At 43.2% G+C, this 17,955-nt stretch carries 11 protein-coding genes and 7 tRNA genes; 14 read left to right on the top strand and 4 right to left on the bottom strand.

Annotated features, from left to right (window positions below; genetic code table 11):
• Positions 1 to 4 precede the first annotated feature (4 nt).
• Entirely contained in the window at positions 5 to 1,012 is a 1,008-nt protein-coding gene (locus QNM18_RS06875) for a metallophosphoesterase (RefSeq protein WP_284136729.1), read from the top strand.
• Positions 1,013 to 1,119: 107 nt separating this feature from the next.
• Here QNM18_RS06875 and QNM18_RS06870 read toward each other — a convergent pair whose 3' ends face one another.
• Entirely contained in the window at positions 1,120 to 3,672 is a 2,553-nt protein-coding gene (locus QNM18_RS06870) for a PKD domain-containing protein (RefSeq protein WP_284136728.1), read from the bottom strand.
• Between the two features lie 188 nt (positions 3,673 to 3,860).
• Here QNM18_RS06870 and QNM18_RS06865 point away from each other — a divergent pair, with 188 nt between their 5' ends.
• The 10 genes from QNM18_RS06865 (at position 3,861) to QNM18_RS06820 (ending at position 7,745) form a co-directional block, all read left to right on the top strand.
• A complete protein-coding gene (locus QNM18_RS06865; protein ID WP_284136727.1) occupies positions 3,861 to 4,430 on the top strand; it encodes a hypothetical protein in 570 nt (189 codons plus the stop codon).
• A gap of 270 nt (positions 4,431 to 4,700) precedes the next feature.
• Entirely contained in the window at positions 4,701 to 5,411 is a 711-nt protein-coding gene (dnaQ, locus tag QNM18_RS06860) for a DNA polymerase III subunit epsilon (protein ID WP_284136726.1), read from the top strand.
• 13 nt (positions 5,412 to 5,424) lie between these two features.
• Positions 5,425 to 6,792 carry a TIGR03503 family protein gene (locus QNM18_RS06855; RefSeq protein WP_211009864.1) on the top strand — a complete coding sequence of 456 codons (1,368 nt, stop codon included), beginning with the start codon at positions 5,425 to 5,427 and terminating at the stop codon, positions 6,790 to 6,792.
• A 221-nt stretch (positions 6,793 to 7,013) separates the two neighbouring features.
• Positions 7,014 to 7,090: transfer RNA gene (locus QNM18_RS06850), tRNA-Asp, on the top strand.
• A gap of 26 nt (positions 7,091 to 7,116) precedes the next feature.
• Positions 7,117 to 7,193: transfer RNA gene (locus QNM18_RS06845), tRNA-Asp, on the top strand.
• 31 nt (positions 7,194 to 7,224) lie between these two features.
• A tRNA-Asp gene (locus QNM18_RS06840) sits at positions 7,225 to 7,301 on the top strand.
• 29 nt (positions 7,302 to 7,330) lie between these two features.
• Positions 7,331 to 7,407, top strand: a tRNA-Asp gene (locus QNM18_RS06835).
• Between the two features lie 49 nt (positions 7,408 to 7,456).
• Positions 7,457 to 7,533 (top strand) — tRNA-Asp (locus tag QNM18_RS06830).
• A gap of 24 nt (positions 7,534 to 7,557) precedes the next feature.
• A tRNA-Asp gene (locus QNM18_RS06825) sits at positions 7,558 to 7,634 on the top strand.
• Positions 7,635 to 7,668: 34 nt separating this feature from the next.
• A tRNA-Asp gene (locus tag QNM18_RS06820) sits at positions 7,669 to 7,745 on the top strand.
• Between the two features lie 227 nt (positions 7,746 to 7,972).
• Here QNM18_RS06820 and QNM18_RS06815 read toward each other — a convergent pair.
• The 3 genes from QNM18_RS06815 to QNM18_RS06805 form a co-directional block, all read right to left on the bottom strand.
• Positions 7,973 to 9,706, bottom strand: a complete 1,734-nt coding sequence (locus QNM18_RS06815) for a HEAT repeat domain-containing protein (RefSeq protein WP_284136725.1) — start codon at positions 9,704 to 9,706, stop codon at positions 7,973 to 7,975.
• A gap of 11 nt (positions 9,707 to 9,717) precedes the next feature.
• Positions 9,718 to 11,643 carry a hypothetical protein gene (locus QNM18_RS06810; RefSeq protein WP_211009862.1) on the bottom strand — a complete coding sequence of 642 codons (1,926 nt, stop codon included), beginning with the start codon at positions 11,641 to 11,643 and terminating at the stop codon, positions 9,718 to 9,720.
• Positions 11,644 to 11,781: 138 nt separating this feature from the next.
• Positions 11,782 to 13,875: a winged helix-turn-helix domain-containing protein gene (locus tag QNM18_RS06805; RefSeq protein ID WP_284136724.1), complete on the bottom strand. Its 2,094-nt coding sequence runs from the start codon at positions 13,873 to 13,875 to the stop codon at positions 11,782 to 11,784.
• A 162-nt stretch (positions 13,876 to 14,037) separates the two neighbouring features.
• Between QNM18_RS06805 and QNM18_RS06800 the strand changes: the two genes are divergently transcribed.
• From QNM18_RS06800 to QNM18_RS06790, 3 genes are all read left to right on the top strand, one after another.
• A complete protein-coding gene (locus tag QNM18_RS06800) occupies positions 14,038 to 16,287 on the top strand; it encodes a DUF5916 domain-containing protein (RefSeq protein WP_284136723.1) in 2,250 nt (749 codons plus the stop codon).
• 85 nt (positions 16,288 to 16,372) lie between these two features.
• Complete coding sequence (locus QNM18_RS06795; RefSeq protein WP_284136722.1) at positions 16,373 to 17,269, top strand: SMP-30/gluconolactonase/LRE family protein; 897 nt, start codon at positions 16,373 to 16,375, stop codon at positions 17,267 to 17,269.
• 93 nt (positions 17,270 to 17,362) lie between these two features.
• Entirely contained in the window at positions 17,363 to 17,947 is a 585-nt protein-coding gene (locus QNM18_RS06790) for an ABC transporter ATP-binding protein (RefSeq protein WP_284136721.1), read from the top strand.
• Positions 17,948 to 17,955: the final 8 nt, after the last annotated feature.

The raw sequence follows: 17,955 nt of genomic DNA, 5'->3' as shown, positions 1-17,955 counted from the left end.
GTTAATGTCCTTTACGGCGTTCGCTGGATTTAATGATGGCCCGTATATCTACCCTGATAAAAACGGTTATCGCGCGGATTTAATTTGCCAAGGAAAAAAACGAACGTTTGTCATAAAAGAGCACAAAGCAATCGACTTCTGTGGCCGAAGTATGAAATTAAACCTAGTGTCTAACGCGCCAACAGAAACTGTGTATTCAGGTGCGTTTCCTGTTGTTGCATTGAGCGATATTCACGGTCAGCATGCGCTGATGATGCAGCTATTAAAAGCAAATAAAATAATAGACCAAAATGGCAACTGGATATTTGGCAAAGGCCATTTGGTTATTACCGGAGATATTTTTGACCGGGGAAGTCAAGTAACAGAATCTTTGTGGTATATCAAATGGTTAGAAAATGAAGCGGCAAAGTTTGGTGGGGCAGTGCACTTTTTGCTGGGTAACCATGAAGTTATGGTGCTCAATGGCGATTTAAGGTATTTACATAAAAAATATGAACAGACGGCATCGTTAATGAATAAGCCATTTAATCAACTATTTTCAAAGGATAGTGTGCTGGGGCAGTGGTTGCGCTCCAAAAATGTAGTGATAAAAATCAATAACAATGTATTTTTACACGGTGGCTTCCATCACGAAACTTTAAAATATGATATTGGCTTGAAAGACATCAATAAAATTTTTAGAGAAGAGCTGGTAGAGCAAGAGCTCAGCTCAAAAAAACGCTCGGAGTTAGGGCAGTTTTTACATGGCAGAAAAGGTCCGATCTGGCACAGAGGTTTTTTCTCAGAAGAACAGAAAGCACAATTAGCACCGCTGTTGGCGCGTTTTTCTGCTAGTCGCTTTATTGTTGGACACACTTCGCATAAAACGGTGATTAGTCGCTACAATGGCAAAGTGATTGGGGTAGATAGCAGCATCAAGCTGGGTCATAAAGGTGAATTATTATTTATTGAAGAAGATGGGTATTGGCGTGCAGATATGCAGGGAAAAAGAACACCATTGTTTGCTAAGTAACAAGCCAAGGCCTCGCCAGTCCATCATGGCAGCTGTGTGCAGCACTTGTTTGATAAGCCTGAGTGCGATGAGTCTAGTGTAATCACTAGACTCTTTGCTTATCTCATTTAGTGTATAGACAGATTCAATGACACTCCTTGAAAGCTTTCCTCAGTGGTGATGTGAATGTAGTGCCAGCCTTTTTGAATAGCTTTAATTTTCAACTCAGTGGCATTGCCGGGATTTGTGTCACGGGCATCCCATTGTTGTTGATCGGGACGCTTTGCATATCTGTAGAGTGGATCTGCATTGCCACTACCATGTCCCATTTTAATAAGTAGATCTTTACCTACATCTTGGTCATTGACATAGAATTGATATTGCAATTGTCCTGTACGGTTTTGCTCTTCTAAACAGTAAGTTTGATTGAGCAAAAGTCTGCCTTCGGCTTGGGGAGTCGTGCCTTGTGCACAGCTATCAACTAGGTCAGTGTGGGCTAAAACGTGTGCTGATGTGGTATCTGAGTTGCTGATCCCCTGAGTGTTCGACACGGTAAGTGACACTGCATACTCTCCAATTTGATCATAAGTGTGGGTCGGTGATGCCAATGTGCTGCTATTTCCATCTCCAAAATCCCAGCTGTAAGTCAATTCACTTTGATTGGGATCTGTGCTGCCGGCACTGCTAAAGTGGACTGGTGTGCCAAGTGCCGTCTGGTAAGGCCCATTGGCATCCGCACTAGGGGTAGGAGCTGAAGTTTGATCTTGAGTTGCCGTTAGAGCTACATCTGTAAATGATTTATGGCCGTAGAGCATCACATAGTAAAGGCCTGTGCGTATGTCTGTTATTTCACATGACTCGGCGTTGCCGTTTTTGTAGGGGCGACAGTCAAACTCAGTATTGGTAGGGTGCACAGCCCTTCTGACATACAGATCCGCATCACCTTGTCCGCCAGAAATAGAGATTGTCAGTGACTTTTCAGTATTTTTAACCTCATAGAAAAAGTATATAGCCTCCTTTGCGTCACCTGAAACTTTTATTGGCTGGTTAAGTTTGAGTTCTGTATCTGATGATGGGAGTACAGAAATACGACTATTTGTACTTGAGCTAATGCCTTGGTTATCAGTTATAGTCAGGCTGACTGCATAATCTCCTGCGCGACTATATTGATGGTTGGTATTGGCCAAAGAGCTACTATTTCCATCTCCAAATTGCCACAAGTAATCGGCAATTCTGCCATCACTATCGAAGGAACCTTCACTGGAGAAATGACCTGACTCAAAAACAGACAGCTGGGTGGGTATCTGCATCTTCACTTGTGGAGGGTTATTGATTGGGTCTTCACCATTATTATGTCTCAGTGTGAAATAATCGACAATATCGCCCTGTGGACCGATCACGTTTGCGGTGAGCATTGTGTCTTCAATATCCAATACAATTGAACCTCGGCCACCATAGATGTAGTCAGTAGGATGGCGTTTCCCTTCAGTAATTTCATCTGTTCGAACTAGTCTTGCATATCCTCGGCCACTTCCTGCACCAGCCCCATGGGTAATGAATATCGCCCCTTTTTGGCCGCGTTTTTTGGTATAGGCCCCTTCTTTATCTAGTTGGCCGCTGCCACCTTGGATGACGTGCTTTGACGGGTCGTAGCTATTTGACATGCCATAGTGATCGGCCATTAGCACAGAGCGCGTGTAAAAGTGATTGTGGCCAGCCATTATTAAGTCAACGCCGTACTCTTCAAGTATGGGTAAAAATCGCTCTCGCATGTATATCATGTTTTCTGCTTCATCGGAGTCATGACCGCTTTTTCCATAGACAGGGTGGTGAAAAGTGGCGATGAGCCACTCGCTGTTGTTAGCTGCTAAGTCCTGCTTTAGCCACTCCAGCATGGCATCTGATTCTTTATAATGCTCTCGGTCTGATGAGTTCAAAACAACCACGTGAATATTGCCATAGTCAAATGAGTAATACGCTTCATGTGAAGATGCAATACCGCCAGATTGTCCTTGTGTTGGCAACGTAAATAAGTCGTAAAATCCACCATTTTGGGTGTCTACATCGGCAGAGCGGTTGTCATGGTTTCCCATAATTGGCCACAGTGGAGATTGTTTTAATAGGGTAGGGTACTGAGCAAAGACTGCGTGATCATATTCGACAATGGTACCGTCATTGTATGCGTTATCTCCAAGCATCAACCAAAAGTCCGGCGCTTGGTTCGCAGAGAAGGTTAAAAAGCCATCTCGAACAATTTTCTGAGCATTGGTGTCGGGGTCAGTTCCCGCTCGTCCAGGATCACCTAGCACCCATATCCGGGTTTTCTTTTTAGTATTTTTTACCGGAGCCGTATGAAAATAGGTATGCTCATCTGCGCCACTTAACAGCTTTTCGCCGTCATAAATTGCATAGAAGTACTTTTGGTCAGGCTCTAAGTTTTGCAGTGTAATTTCATGATTTTTAGTTGCTAGGTTTTCACTGGTGACGACATTCAGTGTATCTAATGATTTGCCATAGCGAAGTGTTGTTGATGAATTTTGATCCGTGTTCCAACGAATGGTGACGTGGTCCTCCCCCGTCATTTGCAAGTATGGCCCTCGGGTTAAATTTTTCGCGACAGTAGTTATTGGTATACACAATAAACTCGCAGTAAAAATGATATTCTTCAATGTTGTTTTCATCTTAATTGAACCTGTAATGTTGTTTGTTATGCAATGGGCGAATAACGAGCCCATCACTACTTTGTTCGAAAAGTTGAAACATTGCTGGTGATAAAGGTAGATATAACATGATATAAACTAATGAGCTTTTTTATTTATTAATATCAATTGGGTAGAGTGTAGGTACCAAACTGCAAAGTAATATGCGTATGAAAAATACTTGTAAATTCCTCGTGATGCTTTGGTTTGGCTTGTTTTTTTCGACAGCCAACGCTCAAAGTGTTGTCATACCGGTCAATTCAGTTTGGAAATATTACGATCGCCCCCAAGCACTTGCCAGTAATTGGGCGAGCATTGAATTTGATGACTCAAGTTGGGCGTTAGGAAAAGCGCAAATTGGCTTTGGTGAAGGGGATGAGCATACGCTTATTGCCAAAGAACATAATGGTCAGCCTATTCTTGTGCATTACTTTCGACATAAATTTAGCTGGGATACACAGCGAGCTTTAACTAGCGTCGCATTACGTTTGTTAGTGGATGATGGCGCACGCGTTTATCTTAACAACCAAGAAGTGCACCGGCAGTTTTTGCCAAAAGCGTCACACCCAGAAACTCAGCTCGCATTAGGCTCTCTTATTGAGCACAGCTGGTATGAAGTGGCACTCAAAGGTCAAATTGAGTTGAAACGTGAAAATATTTTAGCTGTGGAGGTAAGGCAAGTATCGACCACCAGTAGCGATTTGAGCTTCAATCTAGAGTTGATCATTGAAGAGAATTGAGGGCGCTTGCGGGTGTAGGTATGTTGATGTGATACATCAATTGATAGAAAACTACTTGGGTTGTCGAGACAATTAGTAGAATGTGCTTTGAGCGCACAGTCTGTAAAAGTGACCGTTACTCATCGCTTGAGATTACTTGGCCAAGTGTTTTATGCCTAACTCGCTACGTTTTCCCTGTATATAGTTATACCTTGAGGGCTATGTAATAAACCTAAAAGTGGGTTAATATGGGCACTTGAACTGAGAAATGAATTACAGAGATCATAAACCATGGTAAACCGTCAGATAGTTCTGGATACAGAAACCACCGGCATCGATCCCAAGGCCGGACATAGGATCATCGAAATTGGATGTGTTGAATTGGTTAACAGGCGTCTTACGGGCAATAATTTTCATGTCTATATCAATCCGCAAAGAGACATCGAAGAAGAAGCCATTGATGTTCACGGTATTACAAATGAATTTTTGCGTGGTAAACCATACTTTCACCAAGTTGCTCAAGAGTTTCTAGACTATATTGAAGGGGCTGAGTTAGTCATTCACAATGCTCCGTTCGACGTCGGTTTTATGGATCACGAATTTGCGATGTTGAATCAAGGGTTTCCTACCACAAATGATGTATGTGAAGTGCTTGATACATTAGTAATGGCGCGTAAGTTGCATCCTGGTCAAAAGAACAGTCTTGATGCCTTATGTCGACGTTATGATATAGATAACTCAAAGCGTACTCTTCACGGCGCATTGCTGGATTCTGAGATTTTATCAGATGTTTATTTAGCAATGACTGGTGGGCAGAAAAAGCTCAATCTTGCTCAGCAACTTGAAGGCGGGCAACAGGAAAATTCAGGTGGGATCCGGCGACTGGCCGCAGATAGGCCTAAGTTGCGCGTGATCCATGCAAGTGAAGAAGAAGAGCTGGCACATCGAGATAGGATGGAAATCGTCAACAAGGCATGTGGACAAAGCCTATGGCAACAATAACGAGGTAACATAAATGCGAATTTGCTTAGCAGTGTTGTTAATAATTGTAGGTTGGCAAGCTTACGCTGAAACACCAGATATAACCGTACTTAAACGCGATGGTGTATCAAATGAAATTCCACTGCTAGACAATCGATTTCGAATTGACCACAATGTCGACAAAATTACATTACTTTTCTTTCGCGCTCCTGGCGCCCCCGCTGTTGTGCTGGTTCGGCCTGATGGCAGCAAGATTTATTCTATTCATGCCGTTAAGGATGAGGCATTGGAGTGGTACGACGAAATCAGCTATGACCTCATCATTATAGATAAACCTATGCCTGGCCCTTGGCAGGTACTAGGGCAGATCCTAAAAGATAGCCGGATCATGGTGCTTGGAGAGATTGAGCTGGCTGTAGAACCTTTACCACCTATGTTGTTTCGCGGTGAAATGCTAAAGGTGAACGGGCGGGTAACCAATGATGGTAAGCCAATTGATGTCGGATATTTTCGCGATGTTGTCACTCTATACGTTGAATTTGTAAGTACCAATAACGAGCAGTATGCTAATTTTGGCGCGGGTACTCAAAGTGTCACTGAATTTAAAGATGATGGCCGCGATTTCGACGAACGCCCTCTTGATGGGGTATTTACTGGCGAATTTAAGCTGGTTTTTCCAGCTGGGGAATGGCAACCCGAGTTTTTTATTGAAACTCCCATTTTAAAAAGGCGAGTTGTTAAAGACCCAATTGTCATTGCAGAGCCACCATTTAGCTTTGAGCTGCAATTGGCCGATGACGAAGAGTTCGAGCATGAACTGCTTATCAAATTAGACCGAGAAATTGTTAAGCCAGAAACCGTTATTTTGCAGGGAAAAATTTTATACCCAAATGGTGAAGAGCAATTGTTTACCCTCAATGAAGCTGAACGCTTTTATCGTCAGTTGCAAATAAAAAACTATGATTGGGGTCGTTACAGCATTCAATTGTCTGCGTTTGGGGAAAATATCAATGGTCGTGAGTTTATGGCGGCGATCCCTGATTATAACTTTGAGATTGAACGCCCCATCGAAAAGGTACCTGAGCTGACGAAGCCCATTTCACCTGCTGAGCTTTTGGGTGAACCAGAGCCGAAAGAGCCAGAAACCAATACGGGCTTAATCGTCTCAATTGTATTGGTTGGCAATTTGTTGGTGTTATTGCTTGGTTGGTTGGCAATTCGAGTATTAGTGCAAAAGAAACCGATCAAATTCTCGATTCCATTACCTACTTCAATTCCGTTTTTAAAGAAGAAGCCACAAATGGATATTGATGAGTTAGATGAAGAAGAGCAAAAGGCTGCGGATAAAGATTCTGATTCAGGCGATGTGTTAAATTTATCTATGTCTGAAGACAAACGATAAATAGATACAAATTATTGCGGCAATGCTATGTGAGCATATATCGCAAGGTTACATTTTTGATTGAGTTCTATACAAGGTGACGTAATTTTCATCGAGTAACGGCATTTCTCGTTAAAAATACAGTTTTTTTCAAAAAAATAGTTGACTCTGAAAGGGGTCATTCGTATTATTCACGCCGCTGTCAGGGAGCACACCTTGTCAGTGAGATACAAAGTTATCGCGGAGTGGTAGTTCAGTTGGTTAGAATACCGGCCTGTCACGCCGGGGGTCGCGGGTTCGAGTCCCGTCCACTCCGCCATTTAATTTTGTATTGCGATGTAAGCTGGAGTGGTAGTTCAGTTGGTTAGAATACCGGCCTGTCACGCCGGGGGTCGCGGGTTCGAGTCCCGTCCACTCCGCCAACCGCTTACACACTATGTGCATTGCTTCTTTGGAGTGGTAGTTCAGTTGGTTAGAATACCGGCCTGTCACGCCGGGGGTCGCGGGTTCGAGTCCCGTCCACTCCGCCATTTAATTAAAGAAGCAAGCTAAATCACTTGGAGTGGTAGTTCAGTTGGTTAGAATACCGGCCTGTCACGCCGGGGGTCGCGGGTTCGAGTCCCGTCCACTCCGCCATTTGGCTTTATAGTGTTTTAGCAAAAAAATATGACAATACGCTTACTGCGGAGTGGTAGTTCAGTTGGTTAGAATACCGGCCTGTCACGCCGGGGGTCGCGGGTTCGAGTCCCGTCCACTCCGCCATTTAGCGTAAAAAGATATCTCTGCGGAGTGGTAGTTCAGTTGGTTAGAATACCGGCCTGTCACGCCGGGGGTCGCGGGTTCGAGTCCCGTCCACTCCGCCATTTGATATCTTAAAGAACATATACATACCACTGCGGAGTGGTAGTTCAGTTGGTTAGAATACCGGCCTGTCACGCCGGGGGTCGCGGGTTCGAGTCCCGTCCACTCCGCCATTTATGTCTCAATGCATTCTCTATTTCTTCTTATAAATATCTGAATTTCTTGCTCCCTTTTTTATTTTTCCAGATCACTTTTTCCTAATCTATATATTTGATTTTTGATTTTTGATTTTTGATTTTTGATTTTATTTTTACTATTTACCAGTAGATTGGTTTTCGTTGGCCTTAAAGGGTGATTGGTGAGGGCTAAGAGAAAAAGAGCATCCATGCCCTTTGTTGTATTAGTTATTACCGTGAATCGCGCTCATAAGCGCTCTGAGCACTTGTTGGTCACGCTCCTGCTTAAGTAGTGGCTTGAGTTTGTCGACTACGTCTTGATTGTGGCCAATTTGTTTCGCAGCAGCATTGATTGCAGCGACGCGGACAGTGTTGTCTTGCTGTTTTTGCGCAAACAGAATCACTTTGTTAACTTGAGTTTCATTTAGCTGATTATTACCCATTGCAGATAGCAATGCTTGCTGTGTCTGCTGATCAGATTCTCTTTGCAGTGACTTTTCTAAGTAACCCAAACTGATCTCATTGGGCATATTGCCCAGGGCTTGTGCTGCCGTTGCACGGAGCTTAGCATCATCGCTGCGCAAAAACTTTGAGATGCTTTCTTGGTGTGTTGGATCGGCACTGTTCCCCAGTGCAGTTAACAAGGTTGCCTGCTTTTTATTATCTCGTGTGGTGATGAGTCTATCAGCCAATGATTCAGTCAGTGATTGCGCAAACTCACTGCCCGTTTGATTGCTCGCTATTACGCCGAGCACCATCAGCGCTGTGCGCGCGAGTTTTTCATCGATTGCGGTTAACTCGGAACTATCGATGTGGCTGTAAAGCTTATCTACCAGCTCAGCCGACAGAGGTTGTTCACTGTATTTGAGCGCCATTAAACTGCGAAAGCGCTGGTTGGCATCCAGTTCTGTGTCGAGATATAGATCCGTCAGTAATTGATGGGCATAGTCAAAGTCGCTCTTTCCTATCATTAGCAATAAACGACTCAGCTGTTTGTCTGCAAATGCCCCTTGTTTGATCAAATTGTGCAGCGTGCTCAAGTAAATTTGATTGTCATATAGCAACTGTAAGAGGGCGTCGCTTGATAGAGCTTGCAGATCTTTTTGTAACAATAACTGGGTAAATATCTTAGCATTATCTAGTGGCACTGGACGTGGTTTTGGATAAACACTATTTAGTGGCAATATCGGCCATTTAGCTGGTGAAAGTGGCAAAGACATTAAAGCAATGTTGGTGGGGATAGGAGCTTGTTTCTGCATATAGCGAATGGTTTGAGAAACATTGATATTGATATCGCCCTTATCACTTTCAACGACGGTATTATTATACCCTTGCAGTTCACTTATCCAGCACTTTGAGGTCTTGAAGGTGAATAAATCTTGTTTTATTTTCGGCTTCTTAAATGCAAATAGCTGGGTGCCTTGGGTAGTTAGAGTGTAATCGAGTTTTTGTTTTTGCACGGCGCTGTTAGCAAGCGTCTGATATCGAACTCGATAGCGACCTAAATTGTCACTTTCTTGAATAATTTTTGGTGACTGCAAGTCATATTTCTGGAGATGTTCAATATGAAACTGTTGGTAAATTGCCACCAGTTTTTGTTCATCTTCTGGTTTAAGCTTGGCACCAAAGTGGTAATCTAAAATATCACCGGATGTTGCAGCAATTTTGACTGCAAAAGGAACGCGATAGTATTGAGCTTGAATTGGGGTGTTGTCCAACTGTAATTCAGCAGACGACAGCTGCAAGCCTAGCCAATAAAATTTTTCGTCTTTGAGCAGTGGTCTGAAGACCAGATCGCCGGTAACAGAGAGCTTATTTTGACTTGGTGCATTGAGAGTGGTCATATTTGTACTTGCATGCGTAGAAAATTCGCCCCAGCGCGCGCACTCTTGGCTGGCATTAACACTGCCAAATGGCAGTGTTAATGTGCAAAGTAATAAAGGGGTTGCCCGTTTCATACTTTACTCGGTTAAAATTTAAAACTGTCGCTATAGTCCAGCATTTGCCATGTTTTATTATACAAAGCTCCTGTGTCATAGAGGGTTTTTGTTGCTGTTTTGGTTGGGAATGAACAACAGAATTCATAGCCTGGATATTTAACCCACAGGTAGAGTTCACCTTCGATGGCTTTCATGTGATTGCTGACATCAATGCCGTAGGTTATCTCTGAATCGCTGATAGCTTTGCTGATGTCTGTGTAGGCAGTGGCAGACAGAGTCTCTGAAATAATTAAAAAGTCGATGCCGATGCCACCACTGGCAATCAACAAATCTATGCCAGCTGTAGCATAGGCGTCTAAGCTTGCAGTAAGTATATCGCCGCCTATGCTAAAGCGTTGATCTGCATATTTTAGCTCCGTACCAACACCAACTTCTCCCTTGATACCAGCGGACACGCTGACAGGAACAATGGCTATGGTAAAGGTGGTCGAAAATAGTTTCTGTTCCTCGCTCCAGTCATGTTTAAAGCTTTCATCCAAAGCTGTAACAGAGTCTGATTCAGCAATTAAAGACTTGCCTAATAGAGATACACCCATTGAGTAGCTAAGAGTGCCATTTGCCCCGTCGGCAATACCACTGGCTCCAGCGGAAAATAGACTGACGCTGTCATCAAACATGTACAAATCGAAACCACCACCAGATGATGCCCATGCATACCCTCCGTCAGTAGCTTTTAGAATGATAAGTGACAAGAAACTAGGCACAACGGCAACTTTGGACTTATCACCATAGGTGTTGCCAAACAGGTCTAGAAGCACAAACTGATCTGAGGTTTGTTGACTGATGGTCAGCCCCATTTCATCTGTAGGAGCGCTACGAGCGGCGCGATTTGATGCTGTGGTGTTGGTTGGTAAATTATGCTTTTTGAGCAGCTCATCACTTGGCGTTGTATCTTGGTACAGGCTATATGGGACTTCAAGTGTGAAGGAGTTATTGCTGGTATCAGCTTCATCAAATTCTGAGGTATCGTGGAGTGTAAAGCGAATATCCAAGGTATTCTCGCTCGAATTTGGATCAAATGCCTGCTGGATTTTATGTAAAAGAGCACCATTGATGGCAATGTCATATGGGAAGTAATGGCTTTGCTCAAATTGGGCAAATGTAATACGCATTTTTTCAGCGTAATGCTCTTTGCCTTCTTGCCAAAAGTGCGCGGTGTACGCTTGGTCTTCAATGATGATTTCAGCGCTCACATCGGCTGCATTTGCAGTGTTACCAAATTTGCTGGCGTCGATATGACCGATGATATCAGAGTGTTTTTGGCTAGGGTTACCTTCAGACTCAGTTTCGCGCTGCCCTATATCTGGAAACATCGCAAAGCCGTCACCAACAGTGGCTTTATCGAGGACGAAGTCATGATAATGAGCGGCATCCATGGTGATTTGAGCATAGGTGACTAAATCATTGTCTGCATGGCCGCGTGAGCGGTTGTCGTCTAGGTTTGCTTCATCGACAATTATCTTTGCACTGTCGACATACGCACCGATTAAGTATTCTCCACTTGGCATTTGCTGGTTTGGAAACATTAAAGATGCAGTGAAGCTTTGTGCACCTGACTCTAGTTGAGCAATGTGATGAACTCCAAGGTTAAAACCTTCGGGTTTATCTTCTGTTTCAAGCTGCGCGACTTTGTCTTTTGGAATTGCCATAAAGGTAACACCAATGTTTTGAGTCTCTAACAACTCTGAGCTAATTGAATAGTCCAGTGAGATAGGTTGGCCTGGTTGGTAAAGAGTATGTTGGGGTGTTTTGATCTCAGTTAACGCGACATTAGGCACTGTGTCGACTTGCACGGTTTCTTCGGGCGTTATGATATCGAGTCGGTTGTCACTGCTATCTAAACAGGCAGTGAGCAAAAATGGCATGGATAATACCAAATACTTAGAGCGCATCATGTATATTTCACTATTTTTAATTATATCGCGATATTTTTATCATGAAAAAGTGGAATGATTGTGGAGAATGGGATTGGATTATACTGATTTGTAAGTTTATCAAGCCAGCTGATTGCAGCTGGCTTAAAGGTTTTTTTGTCAGGTTTTTTTCGGTTGAGGTTTAATGCGTTTTATATCCGCTTCAACAGACTCCATTTTAGCAACTCTTAGTGCGCCATCCGGAGCAATATCATAGTGCCAAATTAGAGGCTCCTGCTTTAATTTTGTGACTTGGTGTGGTGCCGTTAACGGCAATTTCCAGATGATGTCTGTTTTTGACCAAGTAGATTGCCAATAAAGCGTATCATTAATCAACCGTGGGTTTTTAATCATGTGCACGGCATCACTGGGTAGCTCTGATACAAGTCGTTTATGCGCGTTGAAGTTGGTCAGCGATTGTGATTGAAATAGTGTGTTGCCCTGTAGCACTATCCAGAGCTGTTGTTTGGTATCAAAAATTAAAAAATCAGAAGCAAACTTGGTTTTTCTCAGCAGATCTCCATCCAAGTTAAAGGTGTGTACAAACTCTGTATCACTGGACCAAATATTTTGCGCGTCAAGCCAGCCAAATTGATGGGGAGCGCTGGTATGCTGACTGTCAAAGCTAACTAGGACATCTTCTCGATTATAAAGTACTAATTCGTTGTCTCGATTTGAAAGGATCTTACTAAATAGCGGATCCCAGGCTAAAAAGTTAACGTATTTGTATCCCTTATGGAAAGAAAGTTGCTTTACTTGGTTGTTCGCATGCAAGTAAATCTCACATTGACCTGTTCGACGTGACATAAAGACGGTTTCACCTAATGGATTCGTCACTGGGAGAAAGTCATGACTGGAGCTAGAAAAAATGGGCAGGTTATCTTGATCTCGAATATTCACTTGCCAGGTTTCCGCTGCTGTATATATGTCTCCATTTTTATCAATAGACAAATTTGTAAACATCCCTTGCGATGTAGCAAAAACAGGGTAAGTTTGGCCGCTTCTCAATTTCGCGACTAAATTATGGTGAGCGCTACCATCGTTACTGACAATACTTTGTTTGGCTGGATCGAAGTTAAATAACCAAAGAGGGTAAGGCCAAGTCATATGAATGTTGCCATCCAAGCTGACCAGCCGAGAATGATGGTCGGCATCGACAATGACATAGTAAACTTGATCTTCCCAGGCGCGGATTGCGCCAATATAGCTCTCATCTGACTTTTGGGGTAAGGGGATTTTGACTAGCTGTTGTTGTTCAATACGATATAAGTAAGCGCTGTTACCTGTTTTGTCACTAACGGTTAAGATCAATTCGTTATCAGATTGCCAAACAGGTGGGCGAATCAAGTGACATGGGATGGGCGAGCTGCTGTGTATACTGCGTGCTTGTTCATCATTGATATGCAAAACGCACATATCATTTTGATACTGCCAAAATGCCAACTTTGTTTTATCCGGGTGCCAAGTTGGGTGTGCAATACGGGTATCAAAAGTTTGAGAATATTGATTTTGGCCTGCTTTGGTCGTGATTTTTAAGGTATTAAATTGCTCAATATAAGCTAGCAAATCATGTTGCATATGTGCGGCGACATTAAACTCGACACCTAATTCATAGGTAATATCTTCACGCTCATATTGTGTTGGTTCTATTGTATCCGGTGCGGAAGATAAAAATGCAATGGTGCTAAAGCAGGCACCTGCACACAGTGTCAGTGCCCAGTTGCGCTTTTTTGCCATCAGTAACTGCATAGATTTGTATAGGTTTGTTTTTGAGCTAGGTATCTGACTCGTGGTAACCAAATTTTGAGTGGCAACCAGTGTCGCTTGCTCCAATGTCTCTATCGGTGACACAGAAGGTAAAAACAAGTAACCTTTTTTAGGTACGGTTTTAATGTACTTTGGGTTCTTGGCATTGTCCTGCAACTCTTTTCTGAGTTTGGTTAACAATTGATAAAGGCTATTGGCTTCTACAATGGTATCTGGCCATAACAACTTGTTCAGTGTTTCCTTGGTAAGGACTTGGCCCTGCTGTGCGATCAAGAGAGTCAACAGGCGGGCAACTTGTGGCTCTAATTTAGTCACAGACTGTGCTTGCATATCATGCAGTTCATCTTTGTCATTAAAAAATTGCCAATGGGCAAATTGAAAGCGGGTGGTTGTTTGTGTACTAGCATGTATTGGGCTGTCATCAACAGCAGTGTTTTCACGATCCATCTTTCAACCTTGTTGTCATATTCGGCTCAACCCAAAGGTAACCATGTTCAGGTTAAAGTCAATCTTGTTCAGCCAATTAAAACTATTTTTCAGAAAACCATAAGCTTTTAAACGCAAAATATTTGCTTATATAACAGCCTTCTATACAAAAGGGGAAATTGCATGAGGGCGTTTAACTGGGGTTTAGGGGCTTTGCTTATTGGTGCAAATATTTCTGTAAGCAATGCAAGCTCACTGATTATAGATGGCAAACTTGATGAGCCGGTTTGGCAAACAGCGCAGCACATTGAAACTTTTTTTCAGGTGGTGCCGGCAACTCACGAGGCATATCAGAATAAAGTCAGTGCAAAAATAACTGTGGATCAAGCCGGAATTTACATTGGCATTGTCAACTACCAAGATCAACAAAGTCGCAAAAAACAGTTCAATTTACAAGATGGTTTTATGCAGGCTGAGTTCAACCGAATTTACCTAGATTTTTCTGGTGATGGTAGCAGTGCATACTTATTTGCAACTACGCTTGGAGGTGGCAGACAGGATGCTGTGGTGACCGCACAGCGAACGACGGATCATGACTGGGATGGCGACTGGGAAAGTGCCTATTATGAATATGAAACTTATTGGAGTAACGAAGTGTTTATTCCTTGGCACAGTGTCTCCTTTTCTCCCAATAGGGAGCACTCAGGCCTTGCGTCAATTGGTGTTGGGATCCAACTGTATGAATTAAAGTCTAACCAGATATATGCAAATCAAAAACAGACGCTCGGTAACAGTGACTTTTTTCTAAATATGCCCAAGTTTAAGGTACACATACCCGCACAAACACAACTGAGCTTTGTTCCCTATGTGACACATCAACATCACTTTACTGAGCGTCAAAATAAACAGCGTGAGTCAGATGCTGGGTTTGATTTATTTTATAAACCGTCCCACAACCAAACTCTATCAGTGGCTGTTAACCCAGATTTTGCACAAGTAGACAGTGATGATGTGGATGTGAATTACTCGGCGGTAGAGACTTTAAGAACAGATAAAAGGCCTTTTTTCACTCAAGATATTAGCGTATTTAATGTCGATGTTTTGCAAGACACTAAGTTGATCCATACCAGAAGAATTGGTGCTGGCAGTGACGATGGTACAGAGCTGATCACGCCAATTGATGGCGCAGTCCGGTTTGTTCATCAAGGTACACACAATCAGTGGGGAGCTTTTGCAGTAAGAGAAAATAGTTTAGATAACGCAGTAGGTAAGCACTTTTATGCAGGGAGGTATAGTTATCGCACTGCAAATTGGCGTACTGGTATTTTAGCGACGCATGTAGAGCGGCCTTGGCTCAACAGGCAGGCACAAAGCATGGCATGGGATAGTCAATATCAAAGCCAGCGGTGGTCGATTCAAAGTGCATTGTTGCTCAGTCAAACCGATGAACAAGCGCGACAGACAGGACATGGCGGCTCTCTCAATATTGGCTACCAGTTTTCGCCAAACACCAGTATGTCCGGGCAATATCTACGCTTAAATCAGCAGTTTAATAACCGAGATATGGGTTATATGAAACGTAATGATTGGCAGTATGCCAGGCTGCAATTGAGTCATGCAAAGAATATTGGCAATGATTGGTTAACTCGAGTTAAGCACACCCTTGAGGTGTCTTATGAAGCCAATGCGAATGGTTTAAAACTACCTGCCAAACAAGGGTATAGAACAGAGTTCATGATGGCGAATGGGGCGCAATGGACTGTGCATCTTGACTATCTTGATACTGGTTGGCAAGACAATATTGGCGCGCAAAGTGAGGCTTTTATGCAACCTGATGCGGTTGAAGGTCGAGTTTTGTACCAAAGCCCGTACATTGGAGATTTTAGTTGGGCAGCGAGTATTGAATACGACCAAGAGGGGTTATCTGGGCACGCACAGCAGTATGCACTTGATATGACATGGATGCCCCATGAAAACTGGAATTTAAAATTTAATAACTTTTTCCGTCGCGGCGATGGGTGGTTAGTCGCAAATGAGCGCAATCAAATCACACAATACGATCGTACATATTTTGTTAACTCTATAGAGGTGAGTGCATTGCTGGCAAATAACTTGGAATTATCAACGAATTTGCAGTGGTCAGTATTAGAGGCAATGAGCAAAGATGTCTTTATGATACAAGAGGGCATGTTGCATAAGCGTGATCAAGTAGACACCAGTTTTGAGGATAAACGATTGATGTCTCAGTTTAAGTTACGCTACCGATTAGGGGCCTATTCTGATATTTATTTGGTTTATCGCCGAGGTGGGCGTGATATAACATCATTAGATCGCACGCAAATCGGTCAACAAGCTTGGCTTGAGGGCGTTAAACAAAATTGGACCAAGCCCGATGAAGACAGCGTGATATTTAAAGTGCGATATTTATTCTAAATAGCAAGCGAACTGCGTGAAGAAATCTCAATTCACAATGCTAGGCACAGGTTGCATACTGAATTTTTTGGACAAGGAACGAGAGATGAAGGCGATAGTAAGCTGTGCAATGTTGATGCTGGCTTTGGTTGGTTGCCAAAGTACCGAACAAGCGAAATTACCATTATATCAAGCGCAAGATTGGGTTGATGATGGCGTCTTTACTACTGGGATTGAGGGGCCAGCTGTCGATAAACAGGGGGGGCTTTATGCCGTTAACTATGCCGAGCAAGGCACCATAGGACAAGTTGTTGCGCAAAACCAAGCGTCCTTGTACGTCAACCTGCCTAATGGCAGCGTCGGCAATGGGATCCGTTTTGACAGACGTGGCAACATGTATGTTGCGGATTACAAGCAGCATAATATTTTGCAAATAACACCAGACAAAAAAGTGTCTGTGTTTGCCCATGAGCCAGAGATGAACCAGCCAAATGACATCGCAATCACAGATGATGGCACCTTGTATGCGAGCGACCCCAATTGGCAAGAGGGTAATGGCCAGGTCTGGCGCATTCGCACTAATGGTCAAGTCGAGCGATTAAAAGCGAATATGGGTACCACTAATGGCATAGAGGTGAGTCCTGACAACGCGGTGCTCTATGTAAATGAAAGTGTGCAAAGGCGCATTTGGGCATTTGCCATCTTGCAAAACGGGCAATTGGGAGAGGCTAAGCTGTTCTATCAATTTGATGACCATGGTCTCGACGGTATGCGCACGGATGAGCGCGGAAATCTCTATATCGCACGTTATGGCGCAGGTGAAGTGGTGATCCTATCACCGCAAGGCAAAATGGTTAACACCGTAAAACTAAAAGGCCAGTTTCCGACTAATATCGCATTTGGGGGGGAGTCTGGGCGTCAGGTCTTCGTCACAATGCAAAAACGTGGCGCGATAGAGACGTTTTATAGTGAGCACGTGGGCAGAGCGATGAACACATTGTAACTTTACCAGCCTGATATGTTTTGCAACACTTTTTTGTTCCTACATTGGTGAGGTGCTTGTTAGTATTTGCTAAAAAGAACAAGTAGCTCACATATGATTCAGATAGAAAATTTAACCAAAGTTTTTATTCATAAACCCATTTTTGAAAACTATCAGGCTCAATTTGAAGCTCAAAAAGTTTGTCTAGAAGCACCCAATGGGTTGGGGAAAAGCACGCTATTTACATTGATTGCAGGCATCGACCGAGCTTATAAAGGGACAATTCTTTATGATGGTAGCCTCATCGAGTCGCCCCAAACTAAAGTTGCATTGGCATCTGATGCTATCGCATACCCAGAATTTTTAACCGCTAGACAGCTGTTGTCCATGACACAAAAGAGTTGGCAATGCACTTTTCCTGAAGCGCTAATAGAAATGTTGCAATTTACACCATTCCTAGATACATCCTATGCAGCTCTGTCTTCAGGTAATCAAAAAAAGTTGCAGTTGATCAATGCGCTGATGCGCCAAACTCCTTATATGATTTTAGATGAACCCAGCGCGGCTCTCGATCATCAAAGCCTTAAAAAACTATTGACCTATTTACACAGTTATCAAGGGCAACTGTTGATCAGCTGCCACGAACCGGCGCCATTTTGGGATATTGGCTTTGTGTCTCAACCCTTGTTTGCTAGTTAGGGGGAAAC

Origin of the sequence: Pseudoalteromonas obscura (assembly GCF_030135505.1) — a bacterium.
GTDB classification, from domain to species: Bacteria; Pseudomonadota; Gammaproteobacteria; order Enterobacterales; family Alteromonadaceae; genus Pseudoalteromonas; species Pseudoalteromonas obscura.
Note: the sequence above shows the minus strand (reverse complement) of the source record. Positions and strands in the feature narration are given on the sequence as shown.

What these genes read in the sequence shown, in the direction of transcription:
- QNM18_RS06875 (WP_284136729.1), top strand. Translation starts at nt 5, where the DNA reads ATGTCCTTTACGGCGTTCGCTGGATTTAATGATGGCCCGTATATCTAC.
- QNM18_RS06870 (WP_284136728.1), bottom strand. Translation starts at nt 3,672, where the DNA reads ATGAAAACAACATTGAAGAATATCATTTTTACTGCGAGTTTATTGTGT.
- QNM18_RS06865 (WP_284136727.1), top strand. Translation starts at nt 3,861, where the DNA reads ATGAAAAATACTTGTAAATTCCTCGTGATGCTTTGGTTTGGCTTGTTT.
- dnaQ (WP_284136726.1), top strand. Translation starts at nt 4,701, where the DNA reads ATGGTAAACCGTCAGATAGTTCTGGATACAGAAACCACCGGCATCGAT.
- QNM18_RS06855 (WP_211009864.1), top strand. Translation starts at nt 5,425, where the DNA reads ATGCGAATTTGCTTAGCAGTGTTGTTAATAATTGTAGGTTGGCAAGCT.
- QNM18_RS06815 (WP_284136725.1), bottom strand. Translation starts at nt 9,706, where the DNA reads ATGAAACGGGCAACCCCTTTATTACTTTGCACATTAACACTGCCATTT.
- QNM18_RS06810 (WP_211009862.1), bottom strand. Translation starts at nt 11,643, where the DNA reads ATGATGCGCTCTAAGTATTTGGTATTATCCATGCCATTTTTGCTCACT.
- QNM18_RS06805 (WP_284136724.1), bottom strand. Translation starts at nt 13,875, where the DNA reads ATGGATCGTGAAAACACTGCTGTTGATGACAGCCCAATACATGCTAGT.
- QNM18_RS06800 (WP_284136723.1), top strand. Translation starts at nt 14,038, where the DNA reads ATGAGGGCGTTTAACTGGGGTTTAGGGGCTTTGCTTATTGGTGCAAAT.
- QNM18_RS06795 (WP_284136722.1), top strand. Translation starts at nt 16,373, where the DNA reads ATGAAGGCGATAGTAAGCTGTGCAATGTTGATGCTGGCTTTGGTTGGT.
- QNM18_RS06790 (WP_284136721.1), top strand. Translation starts at nt 17,363, where the DNA reads ATGATTCAGATAGAAAATTTAACCAAAGTTTTTATTCATAAACCCATT.